Origin of the sequence: Mesorhizobium sp. M1A.F.Ca.IN.022.06.1.1, from assembly GCF_003952605.1 — a bacterium.
In the GTDB taxonomy this organism is placed as follows: Bacteria; Pseudomonadota; Alphaproteobacteria; order Rhizobiales; family Rhizobiaceae; genus Mesorhizobium.
Genome location: NZ_CP034455.1, coordinates 1,041,928 through 1,060,346 on the forward strand (window position 1 = coordinate 1,041,928; position 18,419 = coordinate 1,060,346).

19 protein-coding genes are annotated in these 18,419 nt (G+C 64.9%); 14 read left to right on the forward strand and 5 right to left on the reverse strand.

Annotation, left to right across the window (positions count from 1 at the left end; all coding sequences use genetic code 11):
* Window positions 1–3 precede the first annotated feature (3 nt).
* The 5 genes from fabF to fabD all read right to left on the reverse strand — a co-directional run bounded on the left by fabF (window position 4) and on the right by fabD (window position 3,836).
* Complete coding sequence (gene fabF / locus EJ078_RS05280; RefSeq protein ID WP_067330280.1) at window positions 4–1,266, reverse strand: beta-ketoacyl-ACP synthase II; 1,263 nt, start codon at window positions 1,264–1,266, stop codon at window positions 4–6.
* A 34-nt stretch (window positions 1,267–1,300) separates the two neighbouring features.
* Complete coding sequence (locus tag EJ078_RS05285; protein WP_006203723.1) at window positions 1,301–1,537, reverse strand: acyl carrier protein; 237 nt, start codon at window positions 1,535–1,537, stop codon at window positions 1,301–1,303.
* A 314-nt stretch (window positions 1,538–1,851) separates the two neighbouring features.
* On the reverse strand, window positions 1,852–2,589 hold the full coding sequence (fabG, locus tag EJ078_RS05290; protein WP_095800080.1) for a 3-oxoacyl-[acyl-carrier-protein] reductase: 738 nt from the start codon (window positions 2,587–2,589) through the stop codon (window positions 1,852–1,854).
* A 10-nt stretch (window positions 2,590–2,599) separates the two neighbouring features.
* Window positions 2,600–2,866 carry a ribbon-helix-helix protein, CopG family gene (locus EJ078_RS05295; RefSeq protein ID WP_127216608.1) on the reverse strand — a complete coding sequence of 89 codons (267 nt, stop codon included), beginning with the start codon at window positions 2,864–2,866 and terminating at the stop codon, window positions 2,600–2,602.
* Window positions 2,867–2,894: 28 nt separating this feature from the next.
* On the reverse strand, window positions 2,895–3,836 hold the full coding sequence (fabD, locus tag EJ078_RS05300) for an ACP S-malonyltransferase (protein WP_095800081.1): 942 nt from the start codon (window positions 3,834–3,836) through the stop codon (window positions 2,895–2,897).
* 257 nt (window positions 3,837–4,093) lie between these two features.
* Between fabD and EJ078_RS05305 the strand changes: the two genes are divergently transcribed.
* The 14 genes from EJ078_RS05305 (at window position 4,094) to EJ078_RS05370 (ending at window position 18,374) form a co-directional block, all read left to right on the forward strand.
* The gene (locus EJ078_RS05305; protein WP_082954121.1) at window positions 4,094–6,040 is read left to right on the forward strand and encodes an LTA synthase family protein; all 1,947 of its coding nucleotides are present in this window, start codon (window positions 4,094–4,096) and stop codon (window positions 6,038–6,040) included.
* Window positions 6,041–6,398: 358 nt separating this feature from the next.
* Window positions 6,399–6,893, forward strand: coding sequence for a 30S ribosomal protein S6 (rpsF, locus tag EJ078_RS05310; RefSeq protein WP_066995640.1), 495 nt, complete (start codon window positions 6,399–6,401; stop codon window positions 6,891–6,893).
* Window positions 6,893–7,141, forward strand: coding sequence for a 30S ribosomal protein S18 (rpsR, locus tag EJ078_RS05315; protein ID WP_127403739.1), 249 nt, complete (start codon window positions 6,893–6,895; stop codon window positions 7,139–7,141). Before rpsF ends, rpsR begins: the two co-directional genes overlap by 1 nt.
* 207 nt (window positions 7,142–7,348) lie before the next feature.
* The gene (gene rplI / locus EJ078_RS05320; RefSeq protein WP_095779181.1) at window positions 7,349–7,933 is read left to right on the forward strand and encodes a 50S ribosomal protein L9; all 585 of its coding nucleotides are present in this window, start codon (window positions 7,349–7,351) and stop codon (window positions 7,931–7,933) included.
* 230 nt (window positions 7,934–8,163) lie between these two features.
* Window positions 8,164–9,447 carry a cyclopropane-fatty-acyl-phospholipid synthase family protein gene (locus EJ078_RS05325; protein ID WP_066995637.1) on the forward strand — a complete coding sequence of 428 codons (1,284 nt, stop codon included), beginning with the start codon at window positions 8,164–8,166 and terminating at the stop codon, window positions 9,445–9,447.
* A 71-nt stretch (window positions 9,448–9,518) separates the two neighbouring features.
* Entirely contained in the window at window positions 9,519–9,842 is a 324-nt protein-coding gene (locus EJ078_RS05330; protein WP_067330256.1) for a YnfA family protein, read from the forward strand.
* 1 nt (window position 9,843) lies between these two features.
* Window positions 9,844–10,809, forward strand: coding sequence for a small ribosomal subunit Rsm22 family protein (locus EJ078_RS05335; protein WP_128294383.1), 966 nt, complete (start codon window positions 9,844–9,846; stop codon window positions 10,807–10,809).
* Between the two features lie 269 nt (window positions 10,810–11,078).
* Entirely contained in the window at window positions 11,079–12,569 is a 1,491-nt protein-coding gene (locus EJ078_RS05340; protein ID WP_067330253.1) for a replicative DNA helicase, read from the forward strand.
* Between the two features lie 229 nt (window positions 12,570–12,798).
* Complete coding sequence (radA, locus tag EJ078_RS05345; RefSeq protein ID WP_127404328.1) at window positions 12,799–14,217, forward strand: DNA repair protein RadA; 1,419 nt, start codon at window positions 12,799–12,801, stop codon at window positions 14,215–14,217.
* Between the two features lie 27 nt (window positions 14,218–14,244).
* Complete coding sequence (locus EJ078_RS05350; RefSeq protein WP_127404329.1) at window positions 14,245–14,919, forward strand: CvpA family protein; 675 nt, start codon at window positions 14,245–14,247, stop codon at window positions 14,917–14,919.
* 129 nt (window positions 14,920–15,048) lie between these two features.
* Complete coding sequence (gene purF / locus EJ078_RS05355) at window positions 15,049–16,530, forward strand: amidophosphoribosyltransferase (protein WP_095800085.1); 1,482 nt, start codon at window positions 15,049–15,051, stop codon at window positions 16,528–16,530.
* A 27-nt stretch (window positions 16,531–16,557) separates the two neighbouring features.
* Window positions 16,558–17,301 (forward strand): SDR family NAD(P)-dependent oxidoreductase, encoded by a 744-nt coding sequence (locus tag EJ078_RS05360; RefSeq protein WP_067001369.1) that lies wholly within the window; start codon window positions 16,558–16,560, stop codon window positions 17,299–17,301.
* Between the two features lie 76 nt (window positions 17,302–17,377).
* Window positions 17,378–18,019 carry a hypothetical protein gene (locus EJ078_RS05365; RefSeq protein WP_067330239.1) on the forward strand — a complete coding sequence of 214 codons (642 nt, stop codon included), beginning with the start codon at window positions 17,378–17,380 and terminating at the stop codon, window positions 18,017–18,019.
* Between the two features lie 130 nt (window positions 18,020–18,149).
* Window positions 18,150–18,374 carry a hypothetical protein gene (locus EJ078_RS05370; RefSeq protein ID WP_067001363.1) on the forward strand — a complete coding sequence of 75 codons (225 nt, stop codon included), beginning with the start codon at window positions 18,150–18,152 and terminating at the stop codon, window positions 18,372–18,374.
* The last annotated feature ends 45 nt before the right edge of the window (window positions 18,375–18,419 follow it).

The following is an 18,419-nucleotide window of genomic DNA, read 5'->3' on the forward strand; positions in this document are numbered from 1 at the left end:
TGTTCAGCCATCGTAACGTTGGAAGACGAGCGAGGCGTTGGTGCCGCCGAAGCCGAAGGAGTTCGACAGCGCCACATCGATCTGGCGCTGGCGCGGCTTGTTCGGCACGAGATCGATCGCCGTCTCGCGTTCCGGATTGTCGAGGTTGATGGTGGCGGGGGCAATGTTGTCGCGGATTGCGAGGATCGAGAAGATCGCTTCCGCGGCGCCCGCAGCGCCCAGCAGATGACCGATCGACGACTTGGTGGACGACATCGAGATCTTGGAAGCGGCATTGCCGACCAGCCGCTCCACGGCGCCGAGCTCGATCGTGTCGGCCATGGTCGAGGTGCCGTGCGCATTGATGTAGTCGATGTCGGCGGGCGAGAGCTTCGCCCGATTCAGCGCCGCCGCCATGCAGCGGAAGGCGCCGTCGCCGTCCTCGGCCGGGGCGGTGATGTGATAGGCATCGCCGGTCAGGCCGTAGCCGGTGACCTCGGCATAGATCTTGGCGCCGCGCGCCTTGGCGTGCTCGAGCTCCTCCAGGACGACGACGCCGGCGCCCTCGCCCATGACGAAGCCATCGCGGTCGCGGTCATAGGGGCGCGAAGCGATCTCGGGCGCATCGTTGCGCTCGGTGGAGAGCGCGCGGCACGCGGCGAAACCTGCCATCGAAAGCCGGGTGATCGGCGCTTCGGCGCCGCCGGCCACCATGACGTCGGCATCGCCCCAGATGATCAGACGCGCGGCATCGCCGATGGCGTGCGCGCCCGTCGAGCAGGCGGTTACGACAGCATGGTTCGGGCCTTTCAGCCCGTGCCGGATGGAAACCTGGCCGGAGACCAGGTTGATGATCTGTCCGGGGATGAAGAACGGGCTGATGCGGCGCGGGCCGCGCTCCTTCAGGATCATCGCGTTCTCGGCGATGCCGTCGATGCCGCCGATGCCCGAACCGATCAGCACGCCGGTGGCGCACTGGTCCTCATGCGTCTCGGGCTTCCAGCCGGAATCGGCCAGCGCCTCGTCGGCCGCCGCGATGCCGTAGAGGATGAAGTCGCCGATCTTGCGCAGTTCCTTCGGCTCGAGCACGGCCTCGGGATTGAAGGTGCCGTTCGAGCCGTCGCCGCGCGGAATGACGTGGGCGATCTTGCAGGCAAGGTCGTCCACCTCGAATTCGGTGATGCGGCAGGCGGCGCTGCGGCCGGAAAGCAGTTCCTTCCAGCTGTGCTCGACACCCATGCCGAACGGCGAAAGCAGGCCAAGGCCCGTGACGACGACTCGCCTCATCGCAGGTCCTCCCCGGCGATACCCGCGGAAAGCCTCAGGCCGAGGCCTTATCGATATACTTCACGGCATCGCCGACAGTCAGGATGGTCTCGGCGGCGTCGTCTGGAATCTCGACGCCGAACTCTTCTTCGAACGCCATCACGAGTTCGACCGTATCGAGGCTGTCCGCGCCCAGATCGTCGATGAAGCTCGCCTGCTCCGTCACTTTGTCGGCATCGACGCCGAGATGCTCGATGACGATCTTCTTGACGCGCTCTGCGGTGTCACTCATTTGGGGCCTCGTCTTACGTTGTGTTGTCTTCGTTAGCGGGCGGAATGCCGCTAATCAAGCTGAAAGATGGTCTTGTGGGAAACGCAACGCCACAGGACCGGTTTTTGCCCGAACCGCCGGGTTGCCGGCCGCATTACACGAAAAACAGCGGGCGTCCAAGCCGAAATGGCTGTTTTCACAGGCGCCCGGGGCTCGGTCGCCCAGGTGTGTGAGATTCAGCTCAAGCCGAGCCGAAAATGGCGGCTTTCGAGGGCCGGAGCGGAAGCGCAGGAAGCCGCCGTTTGCAGGCCGGCATCACCTGAATCTCAAATACCCTAGATCATCGCCATGCCGCCATTCACGTGGATGGTCTGGCCGGTGACATAAGCCGCCTCATTGGACGCGAGATAGGCGACGGCCGAGGCAACCTCGGCGCTGGTGCCCATGCGCCGGGTGGGAATCGCCGCCATGATGGTTTCTTTCTGCTTGTCGTTGAGCTTGTCGGTCATGGCCGATTCGATGAAACCTGGGGCGACGCAGTTGACGGTGATGTTGCGGGTGGCGATCTCCTGTGCCAGCGACTTGGAAAAGCCGATCATGCCGGCCTTGGAGGCGCAGTAATTGGTCTGGCCGGGATTGCCGGTGACGCCGACCACCGAGGTGATGTTGATGATGCGGCCATGGCGGCGGCGCATCATCGGATGGGTGAGCTCACGAGTGAGCCGGAACACGGCGGTCAGGTTCACCTCGAGCACGGAATCCCAGTCGGCGTCCGACATGCGCACGAATAGGCCGTCCTTGGTGATGCCGGCATTGTTGACCAGGATGTCGACGCCTTCGAGATCGGCCTCCGCCTTATGGCCGAGCGCCTTGACCGCGTCGCGGTTGGTCAGATCCGCCGGGAAGAGCTTTACGCGGTCGCCGAGCTCGCCAGCCAGCGTTTCGAGCTTCTCCACGCGGGTGCCGTGCAGGCCGACGATCGCGCCCTGGCTGTGCAGCACCCTGGCGATCGCCTCGCCGATGCCTCCCGATGCGCCGGTGACGAGCGCCTTACGGCCGGTCAGTTCGAACATTGCTTCAACCTCATTCTTCCGGACGCCCCGCGAGCGACCCTCGTTCCGCATTTGTCATGTTGTCCAGGCCATACCAGAAGTTCTCGGCGCTCACGACCGATTCTTCACAAAGCCTGATCTGCTCCAGCACTTCCGCAGCCAGGTAATAGTCCTCGAGATCTTCGAGTCCACGCTCAACGAAGTCACGCAGGTATTCGGCTTTGCTTCGACCAGTCATCGCCACGAGATCGTCGAGGCGATGCTCGACTTCGGGAGAAAGACGGATGGAAGTAGGAATGCCGCACCTGCCAGCAAGAGTTCCCTGTTTATCCTGAAGTTGCCAGCGCCGCCTCGACTTCCGCCGCCGTGCCGATGGCGCCGGTCGCGATATCGCGGTTGATGCGTCGCGCCAAGCCCGACAGCACCTTGCCGGCGCCAACTTCGTAAAGCGTCGCGACACCTTTGGCGCCGAACCATTCCACCGTCTCGCGCCAGCGCACGCGGGCAACGACCTGCTCGACCAAGCGGCGGGCGATCTCGTCCGGGTCGCTGGTCGGCGTGACCGAAACATTTGAGACGATGGGAACCACTGGCGCGCTTTTCGCGACCCCGGCCAGCGCCTCGCGCATGATATCGGCGGCCGGCGTCATCAATGCCGAGTGAAAAGGTGCCGAGACCTGCAGCATCAACGCCCGCTTGGCACCCCTTTCGGTGCAGAGCTTCGCCGCCAGTTCGACGGCCGCCTTGGCGCCGGAAATCACCAGTTGGCCACCGCCATTGTCGTTGGCGATCTGACAGACAGAGCCTTGTGCCGCTTGGGCGCAGGCGGCTTCCACATCAGCCTGCTCCAGCCCGATGATGGCAGCCATGGCGCCCTCGCCCGCCGGCACCGCCGCCTGCATGGCGTTGCCGCGGGTGCGCAGCAGTCGCGCGGCATCGGCCACCGAAACGAAGCCGGCTGCGGCAAGCGCCGAATATTCGCCGAGGGAATGGCCTGCGACATAAGCCACCTTGTCCTTCAGCGAAAAACCGCGCGATTCCAGCGCCCTTACCGCCGCCAGCGACACCGCCATCAGCGCCGGCTGGGCATTGGCCGTCAGCGTCAGGGTTTCCTCCGGCCCCTCCCAGATCAGCTTCGACAGTTTTTCGCCGAGCGCCTCATCGACTTCCTCGAAGACATGGCGCGCCTCGGGAAAGGCATCGGCGAGGTCCTTGCCCATTCCGACGCCCTGGCTGCCCTGTCCCGGAAAGGTGAATGCGACGGCCATGTTAGCGTCTCCAGCGGCTGGTTTTTCCCTGCCTCTGGCGCAAGGCGGACGGCCAAGTCAAGCCCGCAAGCACCAGTTCAGCGGCTGTTCCAGCCGGGAGAACGGCCGAGTTCCCTGTTCTGAAAGGCTTTTTGGCGATCACACCTGATGAAAACCGCTCACGAATCGTTTGCTGGCTCTTCTTATTTCCGCCACAGGCGCTAGCTTTGTGTGACATTTCGATGACAGTGGCGTGACGCGAGTGGAAGACGCGTGACATGGGCCGGGGAAGCAAAGTGGCTAGGATCAGGAAAGGCGCGGCCAAACCCGCGCCGCAATTTTTGGAAGACGATCCGTCCACGGGCTATCTGCCGGGGCGCAGATGGCCGATTGTCCGCTATGGCCTGGCGACGCTGCTTGCCTCCGCCCTTCTGGTGTTCGCCATCGAATGGATCGTGCGCGGCGACTTCTTCGGCACAGTCGATTTCTTCCTGCAGCCCTTCAAGCCCGGCTGGACCACCATCATCGTTTTTTCGCTGGTGCTGATCGGGCTCGACGCCATTCTCGGCCGCAGCCATCAAAGCCTGATGATCGTCGCGCCGGTGACATTGGCATTGGCCTTTGTCGGTCACCAGAAATCGCACTATCTGGGCGATCCGCTCTACCCGACCGATTTCCTCTATGCCCGCCAGATCATGGCGCTGATGCCGCTTCTGGTGCGCGAGCGCCCCTGGACGGCCGTGCTGCTTGCGGCAGCGATCGTCGCCAGCCTCGCGCTGCTCGTCTATGGCTGGCGGCTCTGGCGCCGGCGTGTGCCGATCCTCAGCCGCAAGGGACGGCTGGCGCGCTTGACGCTTGCCGTGCCGCTGCTCGCCTTCTTCGTCTCGATCATGGACTACGCCACCTTCTCGTGGACGCGCGACAGGCTGCAGATCATCCCGATCATGTGGGACCAGAAGGAGAACTATGCCTCCAACGGCTTCGCGCTCGCCTTCGCGCTCAACGTGCCAATGGCGCATGTCTCGGCCCCGCCCGGCTATTCCGAGAAGACGATGGATGCGATCGCGCGTCCCGGGGTTGCCGCCTCGGTGCCGGACCAGAAGCCCGATATCATCGTGGTGATGAGCGAATCCTTCTGGGATCCGACGGAGCTTCCCGGCGTCAGCATCAAGCCCGACCCGATCCCGACGGTGCGCGCGCTGCGCTCAGGCTCGATGTTCTCGCCGGAATTCGGCGGCATGACCGCCAATATCGAGTTCGAGGCGCTGACCGGCTTCTCCAACGCCTTCCTGCCGGCGGGCTCGATTCCCTATCAGCAATATGTGCGCACGCCGACGCCGTCGCTGGCGACTTTCCTGAAGAGCGAAGGCTATAGGGCGCGCGCCATCCACCCGGGCACCAACTGGTTCTGGAACCGGGGCGCCGTCTACGCCGATTTCGGCTTCAGCGACTTCCGCTCGGAAGAGACGCTGCCGCCGATGGAGAAGCGCGGGCCGCTGGCCTCCGACGCGGCCATGACCGACGAGATCATGCGCGAGGCCGATGCCAGCGACGGGCCGGTATTCCTGTTCGCGGTCAGCCTGCAGAACCACGGGCCCTACGAGCCCTACCGCTATTACAATCCGACACATAGCGTCGACGCGCCGATCAGCACCTGGGCGCGGGAATCGCTGCTCTCCTACGCCGAAGGGTCGGCCGACGCCGATCGCGGCCTGCAGCGCCTGATCGACTGGGCGAAGAAGCGCGAGCGGCCGACCATCATCGCCTTCTTCGGCGACCACTTGCCGCCGCTCGGCCCCGTCTATGTCGAGACCGGCTTCCTCAAGGACAATGTCGCGCCGCGCAAGGAGCCGACGCCCGAGGCGGCGCTCGAGCATCACGACACGCCGCTGATCATCTGGTCGAACCGCTCCGGTCCGGTCGAGAATCTGGGCTCGGTGAGCCCCGCCTTCCTGCCCTATCATATCCTTACAACGGCCGGGATCACCCACCCCTATTACACCGGCTTCCTCGGCGCGCTGCGCGAGCACTACCGGGTGGTTGACCGCAACCTTTTGCTGTCGCCCTCCGGCGAGGCGACGCCCGACTGGGCGCGGCAGAAAAAGATCGATCCGAAGATCAACGATTTCCGGCTGATCCAGTACGATATGATGTTCGGCAAGCGCCGGGTCGCGCCCGACTTCTTCCCCGAGACGGTAGTCCCGCTCGTCGCGCATATGAGCTGAGTGGATCGCCTTCCGACGAAATGGCTGACCTGCGGCCGGCGGGTCAGCCAATTCCCACAAGCGCCGCCAGTCCTGCGACACTGCGGAGCCGCCGACCCTCTCTCCCGCCCTTGCCTTCCTCACGAATTGATGTATAGACGCCGGCAATCTGCCGGTCCTTGCTGGGGGCTGAACGGAGGGCCGTGGCCTTTGAGGGCCACGTCATGAAGCCAGAAGCGCTTTGGGCCTCCCGTGTCTCCGCTCTCGACCGTCTCGTGATGCTCCTTTCTTCCCCGCTCCTTCGCGAACGGGTCAGACAAGTTGCAGAGGCTTAGCCGCGAGGGCCGGTGAGAGAAACGAAGAAAGGCAGAAAAACATAATGGCTCTTTACGAACATGTGTTTCTTGCCCGGCAGGACCTGTCGCAGCAGCAGGTTGATGCGCTTGTCGAACAGTACAAGGGCGTCATCGCCGCCAATGGCGGATCGGTCGGCCGGATCGAGAACTGGGGACTGAAGTCCCTCACCTACCGGGTCAAGAAGAACCGGAAGGCTTACTACACGCTGATGGACATCAACTGCCCGCCAGCCGCGCTCAACGAAATGGAGCGCCAGATGGGCCTGTCGGAAGACGTGCTGCGCTTCCTCACCATCAAGGTCGAGGCGCATGAGGAAGGCCCCTCGGCGATGATGCAGAAGCGCGAAGAGCGCTCCGAGCGCGGCGGCTTCGGCGACCGCGACCGTGGCGACCGTGGCCCGCGTTCGTTCGGCGACCGCGACCGCGGCGACCGTGGCCCGCGCTCGTTCGGCGACCGTGATGGCGGCGACCGTGGTCCGCGCCGCCCGCGCGAAAACGTTGAAGGGGGTGCAGAATAATGGTCGACATCAACCAGATCCCGACCCGGCGTCCGTTCCATCGCCGCCGCAAGACCTGCCCGTTCTCCGGCGCCAACGCTCCGAGGATCGACTACAAGGACGTGCGTCTGCTGCAGCGCTACATTTCCGAGCGCGGCAAGATCGTGCCGTCGCGCATCACCGCCGTCAGCCAGAAGAAGCAGCGCGAGCTCGCCAAGGCGATCAAGCGCGCCCGCTTCCTCGGCCTGCTGCCCTACGTGGTTCGCTAAGCTATTGATGCGGGCGGCTTGCCGCCCGCTTCGGCCCACGGCGACGGGCGCCGCAACGGGCAGGCTCAAATCCCGAGTTGAGGCCATAAACCTCTAACTGCCAAAACAGGCAGGACAGCGACACCGGCGAAGACGCCATTTGCTTCCTGACCTGTTCCCAAAGAATCCGCCGTCATGCGCGATGGCGCCAACCAAAGGAACGAAACCATGGAAGTCATTCTCCTCGAGCGCATTTCCCGCCTCGGCCAGATGGGCGAAACCGTCAAGGTCAAGGATGGGTTCGCCCGCAACTTCCTGCTGCCGCAGGGCAAGGCGCTGCGCGCCAACGAAGCCAACAAGAAGAAGTTCGAGGGCCAGCGCGCCCAGCTCGAAGCCCGCAACCTCGAGCGCAAGTCGGAGGCTGCGCAGATCGCCGAGAAGCTCGACGGCAAGAGCTTCATCGTCGTGCGCTCGGCCGGCGAGACCGGCCAGCTCTACGGCTCGGTGTCGACCCGCGACATCGCCGAACTGCTGACCGCCGAGGGCTTCTCCGTCAGCCGCAACCAGATCGAGCTCAACCAGCCGATCAAGACCATCGGCCTCTCCAACGTGGCGATCGCGCTGCATCCTGAAGTCGAGGTCACGGTGACGCTCAACGTCGCCCGCTCGGCCGATGAGGCGGAGCGCCAGGCCAAGGGCGAGACGCTGACGACGGCCGAAGCCATCTATGGCGAAGACATCAACGACAACGCCCGGCCGGAAAACTTCTTCGATCCGAACGCCGAATTCGAAGGCGGCGAGGACAACGCCTGATCGACAAGGCAGGAGCCGCGCTCCGGCTCCTCCTGCGTCCAGCGCCGACTGGACCAACGCCCGGGTCTTCGACCCGGGCTTTTTTGTGCCAATAGGAACTTTTCTAATCCCCATATCTTGTTGCAGATTACGGCGTAGCGCGTCGATTGGACGCGGGCGATGCGGTGTGGCACTTTCGATTTGGCATTCGGTCCGACTGCCGGATGGTCCGTCTGAGGGGACATTTGGTCATGAACATCCTGTTGAAACACGTTCTCGAACGGCTGGTGCGGACCGGCGACCTCAAAGTGACCGGGCCGAAAGGCACGACGCATAAGTTCGGCGACGGCAGCGGCGAACCGGTACACATCCACATCAAGACCATGCATGCCGAGCGCGCGATCACCTTCGATCCGATGCTGGCCGTGCCCGAAGCCTATATGGATGGCGAACTGGACATCCCCGAGGGCGGCGTCCTCGGGGTGATGCGGATCGCTTTCCAGAACATGGGCAGCGGCGGCATCGACGTGACCTGGTCGAAGGCCATCGAAGGTCTGCGCCATGCCTTCCGCCGCCTGCAGCAGATCAACACGGCGTCGAGATCTCGCCGCAACGTGCAGCGCCACTACGACCTCTCCGGCGAACTCTACAAGCTCTTCCTCGACGAGGACATGCAGTATTCCTGCGCCTATTTCGAACAGCCCGACATGACGCTGGACGAAGCGCAGGTCGCCAAGAAGCGCCACATCGCCGCCAAGCTGAGACTCAAAGCCGGCCAGACGGTGCTCGATATCGGCTCCGGCTGGGGCGGCCTCGGGCTTTATCTCGCCAAGGCCTTCGACGTCGACGTGCAGGGCGTGACGCTATCCACCGAGCAGCAGGGCGTCTCCACCGACCGCGCACATGCACTGGGCCTGCAGGACCGCGCGCATTTCGACCTCAAGGATTATCGCGCGCTCAACGAACGCTTCGACCGCATCGTCTCGGTCGGCATGTTCGAGCATGTCGGCGTCAACCATTACCGGACTTTCTTCGACAAGGCGGCGACGCTGCTCAAGCCCGACGGCGTGATGCTGCTCCACACCATCGGCCGGTCCGGCGTGCCGTGGGCGACCAGCGCCTTCATCCGCAAATACATCTTCCCGGGCGGCTACGTCCCGTCGATGTCGGAAGTGCTGCCGGCGATTGAGAAATCGGGCCTTATCGTCACGGACATCGAGATTCTCAGGCTTCACTACGCCGACACGCTGAAGCATTGGGGCCAGCGCTTTGCCGCCAACCGCGACAAGGCTAAGGCTATCTATGACGAGCGCTTCTGCCGCATGTGGGAGTTCTACCTTGCGGCCTCGGAAGCCGCCTTCCGCTGGCAGGATCTGGTGATCTTCCAGTTCCAGATCGCCAAGAAGAACGACACGCTGCCGATGACGCGCGACTATATGGCCAAATGCGAGAAGGCGCTGGAATTGCGCGACCTCGGCCATCAGGAGCCGGCGACGCCCGCCGTCAAGCCGACCCGCCGCAAGAAGGTGGAATAGAACGGCGGCGATTGCCGCTTGCCATTGCGGCCTGACGCCACGAAAAAGGTCTCGTTCGCGAGGCCTTTTTCATGAACTACCTAATCTACATCGCGGCGGCACTTGCCGAGATCGCCGGCTGCTTTTGCTTCTGGGCCTGGTGGCGGCTGGGGAAGTCGCCGCTCTGGCTGGTGCCAGGTCTGGCGTCGCTGGCATTGTTCGGCTTCCTTTTGGCGCTGGTCGACACGAGCGCCGCCGGTCGCGCTTATGCCGCCTATGGCGGCATCTACATTGCCGCTTCGCTCGGCTGGCTTTGGCTAGCCGAAGGCGTGCGCCCCGACCGTTTCGACCTCGCCGGAGCCGCGCTCTCGATCGTCGGCGCCTCGGTGATCCTGCTCGCGCCAAGAGGAGCCTGAATTGGAACTGCCCACCGCGCTCCGGCAAGGCGTCGACAGCCTGCTCGAAAAAGTACCGCTGCCGGCGCTGAAACAGGCCGCGAGAACGCTTTCGGAACGCTATCGCGCCGAGTTGCGTGACGGCCGCCTGCATATGGGCGAAGACATGGCGGTGAAGGCTTACCTGGCGACCAGGCTGCCCGCCACCTATGCCGCCGTTCGCGCTTGCCTGGACGCGCTGGCGGACGCCCGTCCGGATTTCCAGCCGAAAAGCCTGCTCGATATCGGCGCCGGTCCTGGCACCATGCTTTGGGCCACGGCCGATACCTGGCCCGAGCTCGAACGGGCGGTTCTGGTCGAGGCAAGCGCGGCGGTGCGCAAGGTCGGCCAGTCGCTGGCCGCCGGCGCGATCGCTGCCCGCGCGAGCTGGGTAGCCGGCGACGCCACCATCGATCTCGACGGTCTCGACCCGGCGGACTTGATCAGCGTCGCCTATGTGCTCGACGAGATCGCGCCGGCCTCGCTGCCAAAACTCGTCGACCGGCTCTGGCGATTGACGGCCGACACGCTGCTGATCGTCGAGCCCGGCACGCCGGCCGGCTGGCAGCGTATCCTTGCCGCGCGCCGGCAGCTCATCGAAGCCGGCGCGCATGTCTCGGCGCCCTGCCCGCACGAGGCGCCCTGCCCGCTCGCTCCGCCAGACTGGTGCCATTTCTCGCGCCGCGTCGCGCGTTCGCGGCTGCATCGGCTCGCCAAGGACGCCGACGTGCCGTGGGAGGACGAGAAGTTCATCTACCTCGCCGCCTCACGTCTGCCGGCGCCGGCGCGCGCGTCACGGGTGATCGCGCCGCCAAAGGGCGGTTCGGGCAAAGTCGTGCTCAAGCTCTGCCAGCCCAACGGCCATGCCGGCGAGCGCCTCTCCAGCAGGCGCGACGGCGATGTCTTCAAGGCGGCGAGGCGGGCGGACTGGGGCGACACGCTTGGCTGAGCCGCTTGTGATTCAGGGGCGAGGCTACACGGCGCAGACAAGCTTGCCACGACTGACATAGCCGGCATCGCATTTTCCTGTTTTGTTCTCGTTCGAGGCCCGCTAGGGTTGCGCACTTCGATTCGAGTCAATGACGATTCTTTCCACGGAAAAATTTCGGTTGTGAATCGCGAGCATCGAAGCCGGTTGGAACCTCACTGTTGCAGATAAGTCAGCACCGATTTTTCCAGTTCTGATATCGAGGAAGCGGGATCGAAATCGGGGACATCATGGCTGAAGCAGCGCGCAAGCTCGGCGTGGCGGAGCAACCGCTCTACCGCGAGGCACCGAACAACATCGAGGCCGAGCAGGCGCTGCTTGGCGCAATTCTGGTCAACAACGACGCCTTCTACCGCGTCTCGGATTTCCTCAAGCCCGCGCATTTCTATGAGCCGCTGCACCGCAAGATCTTCGAGGTCGCGGCCGAGCTCATCCGCATGGGCAAGATCGCAACGCCGATCACGCTGAAGACCTTCCTGCCGGCGGAAGAGAAGGTCGGCGACATGACCGTGGCGCAGTATGTCGTGCGGCTCGCCGTCGAGGCGGTCACCGTCGTCAACGCCGCCGATTACGGACGCGCCATCTACGACCTCGCCACCCGCCGGGCGCTGATCACCGTCGGCGAAGACATGGTCAACATCGCCTATGACGCGCCGGTCGACATGTCGCCCTCGGAGCAGATCGAGGACGCCGAGCGGCGCCTGTTCGAGCTCGCGGAGACCGGCCGCTACGACGGCGGCTTCGAGAGCTTCAACGACGCGGTCAAAACCGCCGTCGACATGGCCAACGCCGCCTATATGCGCGACGGCCATCTGTCAGGCATCGCCACGGGGCTGCGCGACCTCGACCGCCGCATGGGCGGCCTGCAGCCTTCCGACCTGATCGTGCTTGCCGGGCGCCCCGGCATGGGCAAGACCTCTCTGGCCACCAACATCGCCTTCAATATCGCCGAGGCCTATCAACCGGCGCAGCAGGCCGACGGCACCTTCAAGGCGGCCAATGGCGGCGTGGTCGGCTTCTTCTCGCTCGAAATGTCGTCGGAACAGCTCGCCACCCGCATCATCTCCGAGCAGACCGAAATCTCGTCATCGAAGATCCGCCGCGGCGAAATCTCCGAGATGGATTTCGAGAAGCTGGTCGCCTGTTCGCAGACGATGCAGAAGATCCCGCTGTTCATCGACCAGACCGGCGGCATCTCGATCGCGCAGCTCTCCGCGCGGGCGCGGCGGCTGAAGCGCCAGCGCGGCCTCGACCTGATCGTCATCGACTATATCCAGCTGATGCAGGGCTCGAGCGCGCGCGCCTCGCAGAACCGCGTGCAGGAAATCACCGAGATCACCACGGGCCTGAAGGCTCTAGCCAAGGAGCTCGGCGTGCCGATCATCGCGCTGTCGCAGCTGTCGCGTCAGGTCGAAAGCCGCGACGACAAGCGGCCGCAGCTCTCGGACCTGCGCGAATCCGGTTCGATCGAGCAGGACGCCGACGTGGTGCTGTTCGTCTACCGCGAGGAATACTACCTCAAGAACCGCGAGCCGAAGCTCGGCACCGACGAATACATCAAGTGGGAAAACGAGATGAACGAGGCGCGCGGCAAGGCCGAGTGCATCGTGGCCAAGCAGCGTCACGGACCGACCGGCACCGTCAGCCTCGCCTTCCATGGCGAATTCACGCGGTTCTCGGACCTGGCCGAGGAGCATCATTTGCCGGAGAGGTTTGAGTAGTTTTTGGCCCACGTCAGCGCTCCATCACACCCCCCTCTGTCCTGCCGGACATCTCCCCCGCAAGGGGGGAGATTGGCTGTTGCCACGACCTTCGCCAATCGCCGCCGTTGCAAGAAGAGCACCGGCGGCCAAGCTGCTGATCTCCCCCCTTGCGGGGGAGATGGCCGGCAGGCCAGAGGGGGTGGGCGGGAACGCCGGCCTTCGAAAATTTGCGATCGGCCCAACGCTAATGGCCAAATCGCGCGTTCAGTTCATCTGTCAGAATTGCGGCTCGGTGCATCAGCGCTGGGCCGGCAAATGCGAGGCCTGCGGCGAGTGGAACACGCTGGTCGAGGAAGGCACCGCGGGCGGCATCGGCTCGGGGCCGGCCAACACCCGCAATGTGCGCAAGGGCCGCGCCGTGGTGCTCACCAGCCTCTCCGGCGACATCGAGGACGCGCCGCGCATCGTCTCCGGCATCGGCGAGCTCGACCGCGCCACCGGCGGCGGCTTCGTGCGCGGCTCCGCCCTTCTGGTCGGCGGCGATCCCGGCATCGGCAAGTCGACGCTGCTGACGCAGGCCGCAGCCGCTTTGGCCTCGAAAGGCCACCGCATCGTCTATGTTTCGGGTGAGGAAGCGGTCGCGCAGATCAGGCTGCGTGCTCAGCGCCTCGGTGTCGCCTCGACGCCGGTCGAACTCGCCGCCGAGACCAATGTCGAGGACATCCTCGCGACAATCGCCGACGGCAAGCGGCCCGATCTGGTGATCCTCGATTCCATCCAGACGCTGTGGACCGATCTTGCCGATTCGGCGCCCGGCACGGTCACCCAGGTGCGCGCGGCCGCCCAGGCGATGATCCGCTATGCGAAATCCACCGGCGCCGCGATCGTGCTCGTCGGCCATGTCACCAAGGAAGGCCAGATCGCCGGCCCTCGCGTCGTCGAGCACATGGTCGACGGCGTGCTCTATTTCGAGGGCGAAGGCAACCACCACTTCCGCATCCTGCGCACGGTGAAGAACCGCTTTGGGCCGACCGACGAGATCGGCGTCTTCGAGATGTCGGACAAGGGCCTGCGCGAGGTCGCCAATCCGTCCGAGCTGTTTCTTGGCGAGCGGCATGCGAAGTCGCCCGGCGCCGCCGTCTTCGCCGGCATGGAAGGCACAAGGCCGGTGCTGGTCGAGATCCAGGCGCTGGTGGCGCCCTCTTCGCTCGGCACGCCGCGCCGCGCCGTCGTCGGCTGGGACGGCGCGCGGCTCTCCATGGTGCTGGCGGTGCTGGAAGCGCATTGCGGCGTCCGCTTCGGCCAGCACGACGTCTATCTCAATGTCGCCGGCGGCTACCGCATCTCGGAACCGGCGGCCGATCTCGCGGTCGCCGCAGCATTGGTTTCGTCGCTCACTGGTCTTGCCCTTCCCGCCGATTGCGTCTATTTCGGCGAAATCAGCCTTTCGGGCGCGGTAAGGCCGGTTGCGCATGCGCAGCAGCGCCTTAAAGAGGCCGAAAAGCTGGGTTTCGGAAGCGCGGTGCTGCCGCTCGGCAGCGAGGAAGTCGTTGGCGGTAATGGGGCCGGGGGAATCGCGGCCGGCGCTTTCCAGCCCACCGAGCTTGCCGACCTGGTGGCGCGCATAGCCGGCTCACGGCGCAGCCGCGCCGACGAGGGGGAGTGATGCAGCTCATGATGTGGGGCGAAAGATATGCCGATTACGCTGCTTGACGGAATTCTCGTCGGCTTCACCCTCGTATCGGCGATGCTTGCCATGGTGCGCGGCTTTTCCCGCGAGGTATTGTCGGTGGTGTCGTGGGTAGCGGCGGCGGCGGCGGCCTTCTTCTTCTACAAGCCGGTCCTGCCCTACGTTCAGCCATATGTCGACAACGACAAGATCGCCATTGCCGCGGCAGCCGGCATCGTCTTTGTCATCGCGCTGATCGTCGTCTCGGTGATCACCATGAAGATCGCCGACTGGATCATCGATTCGCGCATCGGCGCGCTCGATCGCACGCTCGGTTTCCTCTACGGCGCGGCGCGCGGCATCCTGGTCGTCGCGGTGGCGCTATTGTTCTTCAACTGGCTGGCCGGCGCCAAGGCGCCCGCCTGGGTTGCCAATGCCAAGTCGCGGCCGCTGCTCGAGACGATCGGCGCCAAGCTCGAAAGCGTGCTGCCCGAGAACACGGAAGAGCTGGTCAACAAATACACGCGTAAGGGCACGCCCCAGGCCGGCGCGCCGGCGACCACCGACCAGCCCGCGGCCGAACCGCCGGCGACCGGCGACGACAGCGCGACGGCGCCCGACGACAGCGAAGGCGCAGCGCCGGCCGACAATGAGCCGGCTCCCGCCCCGGCTCCCGCCACCCCGGCGCCGGCAAACTGAGGCGCCGGCAAACTGAAACCAGGCCAGTTCCGGCACTGGCCTGGGGCATGTTATGGATGCGGCATCGCATGCGTTGCGTTCGATGAGCGATCGCCTTATATGGCGGTTTTAGCGGAGCTTGAGCCCCAGATGGCAGACTCAACGGCAGACGCAGGCAAAGTCCTTTCCGCCGAGGCCGATGACCATTTCCATGACGAATGCGGCGTGTTCGGCATTTTCGGCCGGCAGGACGCGGCAGCCATCGTCACACTCGGGCTTCACGCGCTCCAGCATCGCGGTCAGGAAGCCGCCGGCATCGTTTCCTATGACGGCACCCAGTTCCACGTCGAGCGTCATGTCGGGCTGATCGGCGACACCTTCACCAAACAGAACGTCATCGATCGCCTGCAGGGCAACCGCGCCATCGGCCACACCCGCTACGCCACCACCGGCGGCGCGGGCCTGCGCAACATCCAGCCCTTCTTCGCCGAGTTGGCCGAAGGCGGCCTTGCCGTCGCCCATAACGGCAACCTCACCAATGCGCTCACCGTCCAGCGCGCATTGCAGAAACAGGGCTCGATCTTCTCCTCCACCTCCGACACCGAGACGCTGCTGCATCTGGTCGCCACCAGCAAGGAGCGCGATTTGAACTCGCGTTTCATCGACGCCGTTCGTCAGGTCGAGGGCGCCTTCTCGCTGGTCGCGATGACGGCCAAGAAGATGATCGGCTGCCGCGATCCGCTCGGCATCCGTCCGCTGGTGCTCGGCGACCTCGACGGCGCCTGGATACTCGCTTCGGAAACCTGCGCCCTCGACATCATCGGCGCTCGTTTCGTGCGCGACATCAAGCCGGGCGAGATGGTGGTCATCACCTCCAAGGGCATCGAGAGCCTGTTCCCATTCGAGCCGCAGAAGACCCGCTTTTGCATCTTCGAATATGTCTATTTCGCGCGGCCGGATTCCTCGGTCGAGGGCCGCAACGTCTATGAGGTCCGCAAGCGCATCGGCGCGGAGCTGGCGCAGGAAAACCCGGTCGAGGCCGACATCGTCGTGCCGGTGCCGGATTCCGGCACGCCGGCCGCGATCGGCTTCAGCCAGGCCGCGGGCATTCCCTTCGAGCTTGGCATCATCCGCAACCACTATGTCGGCCGCACCTTCATCCAGCCGGGCGATTCCATCCGCCACATGGGCGTGAAGCTCAAGCACAACGCCAACCGCCGCATGATCGAGGGCAAGCGCGTGGTGCTGGTCGACGATTCCATCGTGCGCGGCACCACCAGCCAAAAGATCGTGCAGATGGTGCGAGACGCCGGCGCGAAGGAAGTGCATATGCGCATCGCATCGCCGCCGACCAGCGCATCGTGCTTCTACGGCGTCGACACGCCGGAGAAATCGAAGCTTCTGGCATCGCGCATGTCGGTCGAGGAGATGGCCGAGTTCATCCGCGTCGATTCGCTCGGGTTTTTGTCGATCGACGGGCTCTACCGCGCCGTCGGCGAGGCGCGCCGCGACAACGACCAGCCGCAATTCTGCGACGCCTGCTTCACCGGCCAGTACCCTACCCGCCTGCTCGACTTCGAAGGCCACGACAACGTGCGCACGCTGTCGCTGCTGGCGAGCGGCGGGTCGTAAGCCGGTCCACCCCACGGAATCCCTCACATGACCCTCGACCTTTCCGGCCGCGTCGCGGTCGTCACAGGCGCCTCGCGCGGCATCGGTTACTTCATCGCCAGGGAACTGGCTGCCGCCGGCGCGCATGTCGTCGCGGTCGCCCGCACCGTCGGCGGGCTGGAAGAGCTTGACGATGCGATCAAGGCCGACGGCCGCGGACAGGCCACGCTGGTGCCGCTCGACCTCGCCGACATGGCGGGCATCGACCGGCTGGGCGGCGCGATCCACGAGCGCTGGGGAAAGCTCGACATCCTAGTCGCCAATGCCGGTATACTCGGGGTGATCTCGCCGATCGGCCATGTCGAAGCAAAAACCTTCGATAAGGTAATGACCGTCAACGTCACCGCGACCTGGCGCCTGATCCGTTCGGTCGATCCGTTGCTTCGGCTCTCCGACGCCGGACGCGCGATCATCATGTCCTCCAACGCGGCGCACTCGGCGCGCGCCTTCTGGGCGCCCTACGCGGCTTCCAAGGCCGCGGTGGAGACGATGATGCGCTCCTGGGCGCATGAGACCGAGAGCCTGCCGCTTCGGGTCAACGCCGCCGATCCGGGCGCCACCCGCACCGCAATGCGCGCTCAGGCCATGCCGGGCGAGGATCCCGAGACGCTGCCGCATCCGTCCGAGATCGCCAAACGCATCGTGCCGCTGGCAAGCCCGGACTTGAAGGAAACCGGGCTGATCTTCCAGGCCAGGCACAACCGTTTCGTCGCCTATCGGCAACCGGAATAAACCTGCCTCAAGGCGGATGAAACAGGCCTCCGGCTACGTTCTTCGAATGTAGAACATTCGAAACCGGAGGACCGACATGCGCAGACTTCTTCTCGTTGCCGCCACCGCCATTACCGCCGCACTCGCCGCCACGGCAGGCGCGGCCCTGTCGCAAGACGCCAAGATGAGCTTCTTCGTCACCAGCGTCGGCTCCGGCAAGGGCGCCGATCTCGGCGGCCTCAAGGGTGCGGACGCGCATTGCGCCTCGCTGGCAGAAGCGGCCGGCGTCACCGGCAAGACCTGGCACGCCTATCTCTCCTCCAGCGCCGAGGATGCGCGCGACCGCATCGGCAAGGGTCCCTGGTTCAATGCCAAGGGCGAGAAGATCGCCGACGACGTCGCCTCGCTGCACAGCGACGCCAACGCCATCAGCAAGCAGACGGCGCTTACCGAGAAGGGCGAAGTCGTCAACGGCCGCGGCGACAAGCCCAACCGCCACGACGTGCTGACCGGCTCCAAGCCCGATGGCACCAAGATCGCCGACCAGACCTGCGGCGACTGGACGATGAGCGGCGCGGAAGGGGCAGCCATGACGGGCCATCACGACCGAGTCGGCCTCGACGAATCGGCCGCGGCGAAGTCGTGGAATTCCTCACATGCTTCGCGCGGCGGCTGCAGCCAGGAGGCGCTGAGAGGCACGGGCGGCGACGGCCTGTTCTACTGCTTCGCTGTCGAATAAGCGTCCGGCCAGCGGTCGTTCACGGGTCTGTGACCAGGGCGGGGGAGCGTATGCCGCCGCCCTGCTTTCGCCATTTGCTGGGAGTTGCTAGCATCGACCCGACTCCGACATCCAGCAAAGAGGAATTCCCATGGCTGCCACCCCCAGCGTAGCGTTGGTCTGGTATCTTGTGATCGCCGGCCCGCAGGGCGGCATGGCGGTGCTGCCCAGCACCTTCGACACCCGCGAACAGTGCACCAACGCGATTGCCGAATATCAGAAGCAACCGACGCCGCAGGGTTGGGCCGTGCAGTGCGTGCCGAGCGCCTCGCCTTTCACCGACGAAGGGGATGCGGAAGTGCCATCGGCACAGTAGCGCCAGCTGATCTCCCCCTCGTGAGCCCTTGTGAGGAGGAAGTGG

Bases quoted from the DNA above. Each gene is read 5' to 3' on its own strand.
- fabD (WP_095800081.1), bottom strand. From the start codon at position 3,836: ATGGCCGTCGCATTCACCTTTCCGGGACAGGGCAGCCAGGGCGTCGGA.
- EJ078_RS05350 (WP_127404329.1), top strand. From the start codon at position 14,245: ATGCCGATTACGCTGCTTGACGGAATTCTCGTCGGCTTCACCCTCGTA.
- fabG (WP_095800080.1), bottom strand. From the start codon at position 2,589: ATGTTCGAACTGACCGGCCGTAAGGCGCTCGTCACCGGCGCATCGGGA.
- radA (WP_127404328.1), top strand. From the start codon at position 12,799: ATGGCCAAATCGCGCGTTCAGTTCATCTGTCAGAATTGCGGCTCGGTG.
- EJ078_RS05330 (WP_067330256.1), top strand. From the start codon at position 9,519: ATGAACTACCTAATCTACATCGCGGCGGCACTTGCCGAGATCGCCGGC.
- rpsR (WP_127403739.1), top strand. From the start codon at position 6,893: ATGGTCGACATCAACCAGATCCCGACCCGGCGTCCGTTCCATCGCCGC.
- EJ078_RS05325 (WP_066995637.1), top strand. From the start codon at position 8,164: ATGAACATCCTGTTGAAACACGTTCTCGAACGGCTGGTGCGGACCGGC.
- EJ078_RS05360 (WP_067001369.1), top strand. From the start codon at position 16,558: ATGACCCTCGACCTTTCCGGCCGCGTCGCGGTCGTCACAGGCGCCTCG.
- EJ078_RS05285 (WP_006203723.1), bottom strand. From the start codon at position 1,537: ATGAGTGACACCGCAGAGCGCGTCAAGAAGATCGTCATCGAGCATCTC.
- EJ078_RS05340 (WP_067330253.1), top strand. From the start codon at position 11,079: ATGGCTGAAGCAGCGCGCAAGCTCGGCGTGGCGGAGCAACCGCTCTAC.
- rplI (WP_095779181.1), top strand. From the start codon at position 7,349: ATGGAAGTCATTCTCCTCGAGCGCATTTCCCGCCTCGGCCAGATGGGC.
- rpsF (WP_066995640.1), top strand. From the start codon at position 6,399: ATGGCTCTTTACGAACATGTGTTTCTTGCCCGGCAGGACCTGTCGCAG.
- fabF (WP_067330280.1), bottom strand. From the start codon at position 1,266: ATGAGGCGAGTCGTCGTCACGGGCCTTGGCCTGCTTTCGCCGTTCGGC.
- EJ078_RS05365 (WP_067330239.1), top strand. From the start codon at position 17,378: ATGCGCAGACTTCTTCTCGTTGCCGCCACCGCCATTACCGCCGCACTC.
- purF (WP_095800085.1), top strand. From the start codon at position 15,049: ATGGCAGACTCAACGGCAGACGCAGGCAAAGTCCTTTCCGCCGAGGCC.
- EJ078_RS05370 (WP_067001363.1), top strand. From the start codon at position 18,150: ATGGCTGCCACCCCCAGCGTAGCGTTGGTCTGGTATCTTGTGATCGCC.
- EJ078_RS05305 (WP_082954121.1), top strand. From the start codon at position 4,094: ATGGGCCGGGGAAGCAAAGTGGCTAGGATCAGGAAAGGCGCGGCCAAA.